The sequence below is a fragment of the Chitinimonas sp. genome (assembly GCF_036568685.1).
In the GTDB taxonomy this organism is placed as follows: Bacteria; Pseudomonadota; Gammaproteobacteria; order Burkholderiales; family Chitinimonadaceae; genus Chitinimonas.
The window spans coordinates 61,661-74,065 of record NZ_DATCSC010000087.1 but is presented as its reverse complement, the minus strand read 5'-3'; the positions used below and the strand labels follow the sequence as shown (position 1 = coordinate 74,065).

The following is a 12,405-nucleotide window of genomic DNA, read 5'->3' as shown; positions in this document are numbered from 1 at the left end:
CAGCTGGCCTATGCCCGCGGTGAGTTCGAAAGCACGCGGGTACTGCTGGCCCGCCAGGCTCGCCTCGGTACGCCGGAAGCTGTCGCCCTGTGGCTGAATATCCGCAACGAACATCGCCTGGGCAATAGCGAGGCCGAAGCCGGCTTTGCCAAGGAATTGAAGAGCCGCTTCCCTAACAGCGAGGAAGCACGCCGTCTGGCCAATGGCCAGTATGACTAGTTCCACCCTCAACAGAGAGCCGCCCGGCATGTCGCCTGAGATGAGCCAAGACGCTGTACCTGATCAGCATCCTCCTGTAGCAGCCACGCCCACGCCGGGCACCGTGCTGGCCGCCCACCGTCGCGAGGCGGGGCTGACGGTGGCCGAGGTATCCGACAAGCTGAAGCTGTCCAAGCGCCAGGTGGAGGCGCTGGAGGCTGATGACTATCGTGCCTTGCCCGGCAATACGTTTGTGCGTGGGTTTGTCCGTAACTACGCCCGCCTGTTGGGGCTCGATGCCCAGCCCTTGATCCAGTTCCTGGACAGCCATCTGCCCAAGGAAACCAGCCAGGCTGCCTTGCCACGTCTGCGTGACGAAGCGTTGCCGGTGCTGCGGCCTGGCGGCGGTGGCTCCAAGATGCCTGCCTTGCTCGGCGTGGCCGCCGGCCTCGCCATCGTCTTCGGGGGCGTTGGGGCATATTGGTACTACCTGCAACATGGCCGCTTCGAACCGGAATTGATGCTCAAGGACAGCAATGAGCCTGAGCCGGTAGCCGCAGTGCCGCCGCAGCAGGCTGCGCCCGTGGCCGTAACTGAGACGCCAGCTCCAGCAACGACGAATACCGATACGGCGGCCGCCGCTCCGGAGGTTGCACCTACCGAGGCGGCCACCAGCCCGGCACCTGCCAGCCAGACCGCTGCGGCACCGGCAACTACGCCGCCGCCAGCTGCAGCGGCCGCCACCGTGCCGGTTGCACCACCTCCCGTCGCCGCCGCTACGGCGCCGACCACAGCCGCCCAGAAGCCGGTCGCACCTGTTGCCGCTCCCACTGTTCCTGCCGTGGCGTCCAGCCAGACTGCCGCCGCGCCCCCACCCGCTACGCCAGTGCCGGCGGCCGGCAATGGTGATCTGCGTGTGGTCGCCCGCCAGGACAGCTGGGTACAGGTTACCGATGCCTCCGGCCGCCGCCTGATCAACCAGGTGCTGTCGGCCGGCGAGAGCCGTATCGTTGGCGGTACGCCGCCCTACAAGGTGCGTATCGGCAATGGTCCGCATACCGAGCTCTACTACAAGGGTAAACCCACCGACCTCACGCCTTATATCAAGGTGGACGTCGCCAATCTCGAGTTGAACTGATGAGTTTGCTTCCCCGTCGCATTACCCGTCGCGTCATGGTCGGCCACGTGCCGGTCGGCGGCGATGCGCCTGTGGTCGTGCAGTCCATGACCAATACCGACACCGCCGATGCCGCCGGTACCGCGCAACAGGTCTTTGAGCTGTGGCAGGCCGGCTCGGAGGTGGTGCGTATCACCGTCAATTCGCCCGAGGCGGCGGCCCAGGTGGGTGAGATTCGTCGTCGGCTGGACGAGATGGGCTGCAACGTGCCCCTGGTCGGTGACTTCCACTTCAACGGTCACAAGCTGCTGGCGCAGTACCCGGACTGCGCGCGCGCGCTTGCCAAGTACCGCATCAATCCCGGTAACGTCGGCAAGGGCTCCAAACGCGACGAGCAGTTCGCCGCGATGATTGCCATGGCGGTCGAGTATGACAAGCCGGTGCGTATTGGCGTGAACTGGGGCAGCCTGGATCAGGCCAAGATGGCCCGCATGATGGACGAGAATTCCCAGCAGGCCGAGCCGCTCAGTGCCGACGCGCTGATGCGAGAGGCGCTGATCCAGTCTGCGCTGGAGAGTGCTGCCCAGGCCGAGGCGCTGGGTTTGGCGCGGGACAAGATCATCATTTCCTGCAAGGTCAGTGCGGTGCAGGATCTGATCAAGGTCTACCGTGACCTCGGTAGCCGCTGCGACTACCCACTGCACCTGGGTCTGACCGAAGCCGGTATGGGCTCCAAAGGCATTGTGGCCTCCACTGCTGCGCTGTCCGTGCTGCTGCAGGAAGGCATAGGCGATACCATCCGAGTCTCGCTGACGCCTGAGCCGGGCGAGCCGCGTACCAAGGAAGTGGTCGTCGCGCAGGAAATACTGCAGACCATGGGCATCCGCTCCTTTACCCCGCTGGTGACCGCCTGCCCGGGCTGTGGCCGCACCACCTCGACCTTCTTCCAGGAGCTGGCACAGAAGATCCAGCGCTACCTGCGCGAGCAGATGCCGGTTTGGCGTTCGGAGTTCCCCGGCGTGGAAACCCTCAACGTGGCCGTCATGGGCTGCGTGGTGAACGGTCCAGGTGAATCCAAGCTGGCCAATATCGGCATCAGCCTGCCGGGTACCGGCGAAGTGCCTGTGGCACCGGTCTTTGTCGATGGCATCAAGACGGTGACCCTCAAGGGCGAGGGCATTGCCGAAGAGTTCCAGGCCATCGTCGAGGACTACGTCCGTGCGCACTACGCCGAAGGCGGCCGGCTGCGTCGCGAAACCGGTGCCAAGATCATTCCCGTGAAAGTGCTGTAAATGGCAGACAAGTTTCAAAGCATCAAGGGTTTCTACGACATCCTGCCGGGCAATACCGCGCTCTGGCAAAAGCTGGAAGATACGGCCCGCCGCGTGCTGGCCCAGTATGGTTACCGCAATATCCGCCTGCCGCTGGTCGAGCCGACCGGTCTCTTTGTGCGTGGCGTAGGTGAGCACACCGACATTGTCGAAAAAGAGATGTACGCCTGGACCGACGCGCTCAATGGCGACAAGCTGGCACTGCGCCCCGAAGGGACCGCTGGCTGTGTACGTGCTGTTGTGGAGCACAGCCTGACCTACAACGGCCCGCAGCGGCTGTGGTATATGGGGCCAATGTTCCGGCACGAAAACGTGCAGAAGGGCCGCCAACGTCAGTTCCACCAGGTAGGCGCCGAGGCCTTTGGCTATGAAGGCCCGGATGTCGATGCCGAGCAGATGATCATGCTGGCCCGCCTCTGGCGCGAGCTGGGCATTGCCGATGTCGAACTGCAGCTCAATACCATCGGCGATGCGGCCGAGCGTGCTGCCTACCGCCAGACCCTGATCGCCTATTTCGAGCAGCATGCCGAGCTGTTGGATGAGGATGCCAAACGCCGGCTGCATGCCAACCCGTTGCGCATTCTCGACAGCAAGAATCCGCGCATGCAGGACATGATCAACGCAGCGCCCAAGCTCTTTGACGTGCTTGGTGAAGAGAGCCGCAGCCACTACGAGCGCCTGTGTGCGCTGCTGGACGACGCCGGCGTGGCCTACACCCTCAATGCCCGGCTGGTGCGCGGTCTGGACTACTACAACCGGACCGTGTTCGAGTGGGTTACCACCAAGCTGGGCGCCCAGGGCACCATCGCAGGTGGTGGTCGCTACGATACCCTGGTCGAGACGCTGGGCGGTAAGCCCACGCCGGCCTGTGGCTTCGGCATGGGTATGGAGCGGGTATTCCTCCTGATGCAGGAGTACGGTGTCGAAGCCTCTGACGCGCCTGACATCTATCTCGTCAATGCCGGGGATGCCGCCGAGCGCCAGGCACCGCGCCTGGCCGAGCTGCTGCGCAATGGTGGCTTGAGCGTGTCGGTCCACGCCGGCGGCGGCAGTTTCAAATCACAAATGAAAAAGGCTGACGGCTCGGGTGCCGCTTATGCCTTGATCATTGGTGACAATGAAGCCGAGGCAGGCACTGTTGCCATCAAGCCGCTACGCGGCGGTGGCGAGCAACGCACGGTGGCCCAGGCGGACGCCCTGGCTGCACTGCAAGGCTGATTCCATGGAACCTGGCGGCAAGCTGAAGGTCTCGTTCAGGCTGTTCGTGCTGAACGTCATCGGCGCCTTGTTGGCCGCATTCGGTCTTGCATCCCTGGTCGGGCAGGCCGAAACCGCGCTGGTGCCGGTGTGGCTGGCGGTACTGATGCTGTTGGCCGGCCTGGGGCTGATGGGCTGGTTTATGGTGGATATTTTCAAACGGATACGCGCGCAGCAGTCGGCGCGCTGAACACAACCTAGTTAACGTAGACGGAAACGCACTCAGATGGCCGCTTTTGATTTGCAGGAACAGGAACAGATTGCCGAGCTGAAAGCCTGGTGGGCACTGTGGGGCAAGCTGGTGATCGCCGCTTTGGTAGCCGTGCTGCTGGGTTATTTCGGCAGCATGGGATGGCGTGCCTGGCAGAAGTCGCAAGGCGAAGCTGCGGCCGATGCCTTTACCGCCGTGGAGCAGGCCTACGCCACTAAGGACGTGGTCAAGACCCGCGCTGCTGCCGATGCCATGAGCAAGAGCCAGGCTGGCCACGCGCTGACTGCCCGTGCCATGCTGCTGGCCGCCAAGGTTGCCTTCGATGCGGGCAAGCTTGACGAGGCCAAGTCCGCCTTGCAGTGGGTTGAGAGCAATGCCAAGGAAGATGCCGTGGTGGATATCGCCCGTCTGCGCCTGGCTGCCGTGTTGATGGACCAGAAGCAGTACGATGAAGCGCTCAAGACGGTGGCTGCACCCAAGGTCGAGGGCTATGCCAGCAACTTTGCCGACCTGCGCGGCGACGCCCTGGCGCTGAAGGGGGATGCTGCCGGCGCCCGTAAGGCTTACCAGGAAGCACTGCAGAAGCTTGAGCAGGCTGATGCACCGGCCCGCAATCTGCTGGAAACCAAGCTGGCCGCGCTGGGGGCATGATGAAGAAGCTTGCCACTCTGGCCCTCGTCTCCCTGCTGGCCGCTTGCGCTGGTACCGACAATAGCCCGCAGCCCACGCCGCTCAAGGACGTTCGCAATTCGGTCAACCTGCAGTCGGCTTGGCATGCCTCCTTTGGTTCGAGCAGCCTGTTTGGCTTTGGTCAGGATGTGACCGGCCTGTTCCGCTTTGCGCCGGATGTGACTGGTGATGCCGTCTACATGGCGGGCGTCAACGGTGTCGCCGGCTTTGCGCTGGCCGATGGCCACAAGCTCGGCGAGATGCGTGGCGACAAGCCGCTGGCGGGTGGCATCGGCGCTGCCAGCGGTCTCGTCGTGGCCGGCACCCTCAAGGGTGATGTCTACGGTTGGGATGCTGATGGCAAGCAGCGTTGGAAGGCTCGTGTCTCCAGCGAGATGGTCTCCCCGCCGGTGGTCGCCGAAGGCGTTGCCGTGGTGCGTACCGTCGATGGCCGCGTCTGGGGGCTGGATGCCAAGGACGGCAAGGTCCGCTGGCAGTTCCAACGCAACCAACCTTCCCTGATCCTGCGCAACTACGCACCGGTCACGGTAGCTGATGGTGCGGTCTATATCGGTCTTGCTTCCGGTCGCCTGGCGTCGCTGTCGCTGGCCGATGGCCGTGTATTGTGGGAATCGCTGGTGGCACAGCCCAAAGGGGCGACCGAGCTCGAGCGTATCAGCGACGTCACCTCGGCACCGGTAGTGAGCCGTGGCACCGTCTGTGCCGTCGCCTTCCAAGGCAAGGTGGCCTGCTTTGCGGTCAGCAATGGCAGCCTCTTGTGGGCGCGCGATGTCTCCAGCTATGCCGGTTTGGCCATGGATGCCGACAAGGTCTACGTCAGCGATGAGACTGGCAATGTCCAGGCTTTCGATCGCTCGGGTGGCCGCAGCCTTTGGAAGCAAGCCGACCTGTACGGTCGCCGTGTCAGCGGCCCGGCAGTCTATGCTGGCTATGTTGCCGTTGGTGATTTCGAGGGCTACGTGCATCTGCTGTCCCCGTCGGACGGCAGCATCGTCGCCCGCCTGCAAACCGATAAGAGCCGTGTGCTCGTCGCGCCGCGGGTAGTCAACAGCACGCTGGTCGTGCAAACCGAGAGCGGTGGTCTGCACGCGCTCGCGGTGAAGTAAGCAAGGAACACAATGAAACCCACCATCGCCCTTGTGGGCCGTCCCAATGTCGGCAAGTCCACGCTCTTTAACCGGCTGACCAAGAGCCGGGATGCGCTGGTCGCCGACCTGCCGGGTCTGACCCGCGACCGTCACTACGGTCACGGCAAGATTGGTGGCAAGCCCTACCTGTGCGTCGACACCGGCGGTTTCGAGCCGGTGGCCGACGATGGCATCCTGCATGAAATGGCTCGCCAGACCCTGCAGGCTATCGACGAGGCTGACGCTGTCATCTTTATCGTCGACGCACGGGTTGGTCTCACCCCGCAGGACAAGCTGATCGCTAATCGACTGCGCCAGCTGGACCGTCCGGTACGTCTGGCTGTGAACAAGGCCGAGGGGCTCAACTACGCCGTGGTATCGGCCGAGTTTTACGAGCTGGCACTGGGTGAGCCCTGGCCGATCTCGGCCAGTCATGGCGAGGGCGTGCGTGGGCTGCTGGACGACGTACTGGCTGGCTTCGAGATCGAAGTCGACGAGGCTCCGCCCGAACACCCCAAGTTCGCCATCATCGGCCGTCCCAACGTCGGCAAGTCCACCCTGGTCAATGCCATCCTGGGCGAGGAGCGGGTGATTGCCTTCGACCAGCCGGGTACGACTCGCGACTCGATCCATATCGAGTTCGAGCGCAATGAGCAGCTCTATACCATCATCGACACCGCCGGCGTGCGTAAGCGCGGTAAGGTGAATGAAGCGATCGAGAAGTTCTCGGTGGTCAAGACCATGCAGGCGATCGAGGATGCCAATGTAGTCGTGCTGGTGCTCGATGCGCGCCAGGACGTGGCCGAACAGGATGCCCATATCGCCGGCTTTGCGCTGGAAGCAGGCCGCGCCATGGTGGTGGCGGTCAACAAGTGGGAAGGGCTGGACGAGTACCGGCGCGACCAGGTCAAGCGTGATATTGCCCGCAAGCTGGGCTTTTTGGCCTTTGCCCGCTTCCACTATATCTCGGCCCTGGAAGGGCAGGGCGTAGGCGATCTGTTTGCCAGCATCAATGCTGCCTACAAGGCAGCCATGGTCAAGCTGCCAACCCCACGCCTGACCCGCGCCCTGCAGTTGGCCAGCGAGAAGCAGCAGCCGCCGCGCGCCGGCTTGGTGCGCCCCAAGATGAAATATGCCCACCAGGGTGGTACCAACCCGCCGGTGGTGGTGGTGCACGGCACGGCCCTGGAGCATGTGCCGGACAGTTATTGGCGCTATTTGGAACATTCCTTCCTGAAGATGTTCAAATTGCAGGGCACGCCCTTGCGTGTGCAGTTCAAAAAGGGCGAAAACCCTTATGACACCAAGCCCGGTGAGTTCAAGCCGGACCGCAAGGGTGCAATGCGCGGAGAGAAGAAACCCGAGCGCAAGACGCTTCGCAAGGGCTGAGTATTCGCGGGCCGCAATCCGGTTTGTGCTTGACGGAAAAGCTGCTAAAAGTGATTACTGGTAGGTACTGAGCTTCGCAGGACTTTGACGGACTACGTCGTTTTTTAATTTCAATAGTGGAGAACTACAAAATGAGCGCAAAAGGGCAAATGCTACAAGACCCGTTTCTGAACATCCTGCGCAAGGAACATGTACCCGTTTCTATCTACCTGGTGAACGGCATCAAGCTGCAAGGCCAGATCGAGTCGTTCGACCAGTATGTTGTGCTGTTGCGCAACACCGTGACCCAGATGGTCTACAAGCACGCCATCTCCACCGTCGTACCGGCTCGCCCCGTGAGCATTCCTTACGACAAGGACCAGGCGGCTGCACCGGCGGATGCCTGATCAATCCGCGCCATCAGGCAAACGGGGCGCTGCGGCGCCCCGTTTGCTGTCCGACTGTAGCGACTAACCTGGAATAACTGCGTGTTTGAACGTCATCAGGGTGGGGATCGTGCCGTATTGGTCTGCCTGGACTTCGGCGAGCCCGACTATCTCGAGAACATAGAAGAATTCAAGCTGCTGGCCGAGGGCAATGGTTACAAGGTGATGGCGGTGGTGCAGGGCAAGCGTCAGCGGCCCGACCCCAAGCTGTTTGCTGGTAGTGGTAAGGTGGAAGAGATCGGTGCCGCGGTGCGTGGCGCCGGCGCCCAGACCGTATTGTTCAACCATGCCTTGAGCGGTGCGCAAGAGCGTAATCTCGAGCGGGCGCTGGAGTGTCGGGTATCGGATCGGGTCCGACTTATTCTCGATATTTTCGGCCAGCGTGCCCGCTCCAACGAGGGCAAGCTGCAGGTCGAACTGGCACAGCTGCAATACATGTCCACCCGGCTGGTGCGTGGCTGGACCCACTTGGAGCGGCAGGGCGGCGGTATCGGCGCCCGTGGCGGCCCGGGTGAGACCCAGCTCGAGATGGACAAGCGCATGATCACCGAGCGGGTGAAGCGCCTGAAGGACAAGCTCAAAGATCTGCAGCGCCAGCGCGACACCCAGCGCCGTTCGCGCGAGCGCGGCAAGCAGTTCTCGGTGTCGCTGGTGGGCTATACCAATGCAGGCAAGTCCACCCTGTTCAATGCGCTGACCCATGCCAAGGCTTATGCAGCGGACCAACTGTTTGCTACGCTGGATACGACCAGCCGCAAGCTGTTCCTGGACGTGGATCATTCCATCGTGCTGTCCGATACCGTAGGCTTTATCCGCGATCTGCCGCATGGCCTGGTGGCGGCGTTCCGTGCCACGCTGGAGGAGACGGTGCGGGCCGACTTGCTGTTGCATGTGGTCGATAGCGCGAGCGATACCCGTGATGCGCAGATCGCAGCGGTCGACTCGGTGCTCAAGGAGATCGACGCCGGCGACGCGCAGCAGATCGTGGTATTCAACAAGATCGACCTCAAAGGCGGCGAGCCGGCGGTCGAGCGAGATGAGTATGGTAGGATTCGCGCGGTTCGTATCAGCGCGAAAAACGCGTTGGGCCTGGATCTATTGCGTCAGGCACTGGTCGAAGCCGTCGACGGCCAGTCCCGGGATGCCGAGCGAGGCTCACCGGCTGTAACTGTCTACGACCCTACAAAAACGGAATAAGACCCTCTATGTCTCAAGACCCGCAATGGGGCCGCCGCGGCAAGGATGGCCCGCCTGATCTGGACGAAATCGTCCGGCAGTTCACCAACAAGCTCAAACAGTTCTTCGGTGGCCGACCTGGCCGCCCCAGCGAGCCTTCTTCCGGCGGCGGTGGTGATGGCCGCGCACTGGTCGGTGGCGTTGGCGTGGTTGCCGGCGTGGTAGCCGTGCTCTGGGCTGCCAGTGGCTTCTATGTCGTCGATGCCCGCGAAGAGGCGGTGGTCCTGCGCTTTGGCCGCTATGTCCAGACCACCGATTCTGGTCTGCATTGGCGCATGCCTTGGCCGATCGAGCAGCACGAAATCGTCAAGCTGTCCGAGAACCGTTCGGTCGAGGTCGGCTTTCAAGGTAGTACCAAGAACCGTGTTGCCGGCGAGTCGCTGATGCTGACCCAGGATCAGAACATCCTCGATATGCAGCTTGAGGTGCAGTACGACATCAAGGACGCCAAGGATTTCGTCTTCAACAACGCCAGTAATGACGCTGATGGTCGCGATATCGTCAAGCAGGTAGCCGAGACCTCGATCCGCGAAGTCGTGGGCCGCAACAAGGTCGATTTCGTGCTCAACGAAGGCCGCTCGCAGATCGCTGCCGATACCACCCGTCTGATCCAGACCCTGCTCGATGGTTATGGCACCGGTATTCGCGTGATCCGCGTCAACATCAACGATGTTCAGCCGCCCGAAGAAGTGCAGGCCGCCTTCGCTGATGCGGTCAAGGCAGGCCAGGACAAGGTCAAGCAGATCAATGAGGGCGTGGCTTACGCCAACGACGTGATCCCCAAGGCGCGCGGTACGGCAGCCCGCCTCCTGCAAGAGGCCGATGGTTACAAGCAGCGCGTGATTGCCGAGGCGGAGGGTAATGCTGCGCGCTTCAAGCAGGTGGCCACCGAGTATGCCAAGGCACCACAGGTGACGCGCGACCGCATGTACCTCGATACCATGCAACAGATCCTGAGCAACTCCAGCAAAGTGCTGGTCGACCAGAAGTCGGGTAACGGCAGCATGCTCTATCTGCCGCTGGACAAGCTGATGCAGTTGTCCGCGCCTCAGTCTGCACCGGCAGTGGAAGCGCCTGCGCCGACCGCAGCACCGGCCGAGCAATCGGCACCCCGTTCCTCGCGTCTCGACAGTATCCGCGGCGAAAGGGAGGGCCGATAACATGAGTCGCATCATTCCCGCAGTCATCATTGTCTTGCTGGCGCTGTTGGTGATCAGCATGAGTGTGTTTTCGGTCGATCAGCGCCAGACGGCCATGGTCTTCCAGCTGGGTGAAGTTGTGCGCGTGGTGAAGGAGCCCGGTATCAAGTTCAAGGTGCCGCTGATGCAATCGGTGCGCTACTTTGACCGCCGCATCTTGACCATGGATGCCGAAACACCGGAGCGCTTCAACACGATCGAGAAGAAGAACGTGCTGGTGGACAGCTATGTGAAATGGCAGGTCATCGACGTCGAGCAGTACTACAAGAGCGTAGGCGGCAACGAACGTACCGCCTCCGCTCGTCTGCGTAAGACCGTGAACGACGTGCTGCGCGCTGAGTTCGGCAAACGCACCGTGCAGGACGTGATCTCGGGCAAGCGTGACGAGGTCATGGCTGATGTCAGCCAAGTGGCCGATGCCGATGCACGCAAGATCGGTATCCGTGTGGTCGATGTCCGTCTCAAGCGGGTGGATTTTCCGGATGACATCAGTCAGGCGGTGTTCGATCGCATGATTTCGGAGCGCAAGACGGTGGCTAACCAGCTCCGTTCGGAAGGCTTTGCCGATGCCGAGAAGGTCAAGGCCGACGCTGACCGGCAGCGTGAGGTGATCGTGGCGGATGCCTACAACCAGGCCCAGCAGTTGATGGGTGAGGGCGACGGCAAGGCGGCGGCCATCTATGGCGCAGCGTTTGGTCAGAACCCGGAGTTCTATACCTTCTACAAGAGCCTCGAGGCCTACCGTAAGACTTTCAAGTCCAAGTCTGACGTGATGGTGCTCGATCCCAGTTCGTCCTTCTTCAAGTACATGAAGGATCCGCGAGCGAAGTGACCGGCTTGTGGGATAATGTTGTGTTCGCACTGGCCCTCGTGCTTATCGCCGAGGGCCTGTTGCCGTTCATGTCACCGCGTAGCTGGCGCCGTTTTGTGGCGCAGCTGAGCGAGCTCAAGGATGGCCAGCTCCGTTTTGTCGGCCTGGCCCTCCTCTTGATTGGATTACTACTGCTGGCGCTGTGATGGCGGCGGCCTGCCCCTATGCGTAACTGGATACTGCCCGAGAATATTGCCGACCTGCTCCCGCCTGAGGCGCGTCGGGTCGAGACCCTGCGGCGAGCCTCGCTGGACCTGATTGCCAGCTTTGGCTATGAGCTGGTGCAGCCGCCGTTGATCGAATATGTCGATTCGCTTCTGACCCGGCATGACGCTGCGCTGGACCTCAAGACTTTCAAGCTGACAGATCAGCTGAGCGGCCGCCAGCTTGGTCTGCGGGCAGATATCACACCCCAGGTGGCCCGCATCGATGCCCATCTGCTCAATCGTCAGGGTGTGGCGCGGCTGTGCTATGCCGGTCCGGTCGTACACACCCAGCCCGATGGCATCATGGCAGCGCGCGAGCCGCTGCAGCTGGGGGCCGAAATCTACGGCTACGCGGGCGTGGCGGCGGATGTGGAAGTCGTCGAGCTGATGCGCGAATGCCTCAAGCTCGCCGGCATCGAACATGTGCATCTGGATATCGGCCATATAGGCCTATTCCTGGCCTTGGCCGATGCGGCCGGGCTGGAGGGGGAGGCGCGCGAGTCGGTGTTCCGTGCCATCCAGCAAAAGGATGTGCCCACTTTGCGCGGTCTGCTCGCCGGCTTGCCGGAGGACCTGCGTGAGGGGCTGATCGCATTGCCCGGCCTTTATGGCAGCGAAGACATGCTGGCTCTGGCCGAGCGCCAGCTGCCAGCCTTGCTGGGCGTGGTGGCTGCGCTGACCGCGCTGCGTGAGCTCTCGGCTGCGCTGGCGGCCCGTGGCATCGATGTCAGTTTTGACCTCGCCGAGCTGCGCTCAGGTTACTACCATACCGGCCTGGTATTTGCCGCTTATGCGGAGGGCTGGCCCAACGCGGTGGCACGTGGTGGCCGCTATGACCACGTGGGTGAGCAGTTCGGCCGGCCGCGCCCGGCCACGGGCTTCAGCCTGGATCTCAAGGAGCTGGCCTGGCAGCTGCCGGTTATACCGGCTCGCCGCGCCATTCTGGCACCCAACGTGCTCGATACTGGCCTGGCCGAAGCAATCCGCGCGCTACGCGCCGCTGGCGAGACCGTGGTGGTCAAGCTGGGCGAGGTGGTTGATGTCGAAGAGCTGCACGCCGACCGTGAGCTGGTTGAGCGGGACGGTGCCTGGCAGGTGCGGTCGCTCTGAGAAAGCCCGCCGCAAGGTCTATTCTGTTTCTATCCCGT

General features: G+C 62.5%; 14 protein-coding genes. All 14 read left to right on the top strand.

Translation table 11 applies throughout. From position 1 onward, the window contains the following. Positions 1–219, top strand: a 219-nt coding sequence (locus VIM95_RS13065) for a hypothetical protein (protein WP_414648529.1), incomplete at its 5' end; no start/stop codon positions are given. Positions 220–259: 40 nt separating this feature from the next. Next, the gene (locus tag VIM95_RS13060; RefSeq protein ID WP_331986311.1) at positions 260–1,336 is read left to right on the top strand and encodes a RodZ domain-containing protein; all 1,077 of its coding nucleotides are present in this window, start codon (positions 260–262) and stop codon (positions 1,334–1,336) included. Continuing rightward, the gene (ispG, locus tag VIM95_RS13055) at positions 1,336–2,607 is read left to right on the top strand and encodes a flavodoxin-dependent (E)-4-hydroxy-3-methylbut-2-enyl-diphosphate synthase (protein WP_331986309.1); all 1,272 of its coding nucleotides are present in this window, start codon (positions 1,336–1,338) and stop codon (positions 2,605–2,607) included. Before VIM95_RS13060 ends, ispG begins: the two co-directional genes overlap by 1 nt. After that, positions 2,608–3,864, top strand: coding sequence for a histidine--tRNA ligase (gene hisS / locus VIM95_RS13050; RefSeq protein WP_331986307.1), 1,257 nt, complete (start codon positions 2,608–2,610; stop codon positions 3,862–3,864). It abuts the gene before it with no gap. A 4-nt stretch (positions 3,865–3,868) separates the two neighbouring features. Next, positions 3,869–4,093, top strand: a complete 225-nt coding sequence (locus VIM95_RS13045; RefSeq protein ID WP_331986305.1) for a hypothetical protein — start codon at positions 3,869–3,871, stop codon at positions 4,091–4,093. 36 nt (positions 4,094–4,129) lie between these two features. Then, the gene (locus VIM95_RS13040; RefSeq protein ID WP_331986303.1) at positions 4,130–4,765 is read left to right on the top strand and encodes a YfgM family protein; all 636 of its coding nucleotides are present in this window, start codon (positions 4,130–4,132) and stop codon (positions 4,763–4,765) included. Beyond that, complete coding sequence (gene bamB / locus VIM95_RS13035; protein WP_331986301.1) at positions 4,762–5,910, top strand: outer membrane protein assembly factor BamB; 1,149 nt, start codon at positions 4,762–4,764, stop codon at positions 5,908–5,910. The genes VIM95_RS13040 and bamB overlap by 4 nt, the downstream gene beginning before the upstream one ends. Before the next feature lie 12 nt (positions 5,911–5,922). Continuing rightward, positions 5,923–7,320, top strand: coding sequence for a ribosome biogenesis GTPase Der (der, locus tag VIM95_RS13030; protein WP_331986299.1), 1,398 nt, complete (start codon positions 5,923–5,925; stop codon positions 7,318–7,320). A 131-nt stretch (positions 7,321–7,451) separates the two neighbouring features. Beyond that, positions 7,452–7,706, top strand: a complete 255-nt coding sequence (hfq, locus tag VIM95_RS13025; protein WP_331986297.1) for an RNA chaperone Hfq — start codon at positions 7,452–7,454, stop codon at positions 7,704–7,706. 81 nt (positions 7,707–7,787) lie between these two features. After that, the gene (gene hflX, locus VIM95_RS13020) at positions 7,788–8,942 is read left to right on the top strand and encodes a GTPase HflX (RefSeq protein ID WP_331986295.1); all 1,155 of its coding nucleotides are present in this window, start codon (positions 7,788–7,790) and stop codon (positions 8,940–8,942) included. Between the two features lie 8 nt (positions 8,943–8,950). Next, the gene (hflK, locus tag VIM95_RS13015) at positions 8,951–10,141 is read left to right on the top strand and encodes an FtsH protease activity modulator HflK (RefSeq protein ID WP_331986293.1); all 1,191 of its coding nucleotides are present in this window, start codon (positions 8,951–8,953) and stop codon (positions 10,139–10,141) included. A gap of 1 nt (position 10,142) precedes the next feature. Beyond that, positions 10,143–11,012 carry a protease modulator HflC gene (gene hflC / locus VIM95_RS13010; protein ID WP_331986292.1) on the top strand — a complete coding sequence of 290 codons (870 nt, stop codon included), beginning with the start codon at positions 10,143–10,145 and terminating at the stop codon, positions 11,010–11,012. 20 nt (positions 11,013–11,032) lie between these two features. Continuing rightward, positions 11,033–11,197 carry a DUF2065 domain-containing protein gene (locus VIM95_RS13005; protein WP_331986290.1) on the top strand — a complete coding sequence of 55 codons (165 nt, stop codon included), beginning with the start codon at positions 11,033–11,035 and terminating at the stop codon, positions 11,195–11,197. An 18-nt stretch (positions 11,198–11,215) separates the two neighbouring features. After that, a complete protein-coding gene (locus VIM95_RS13000; RefSeq protein ID WP_331986288.1) occupies positions 11,216–12,367 on the top strand; it encodes an ATP phosphoribosyltransferase regulatory subunit in 1,152 nt (383 codons plus the stop codon). The last annotated feature ends 38 nt before the right edge of the window (positions 12,368–12,405 follow it).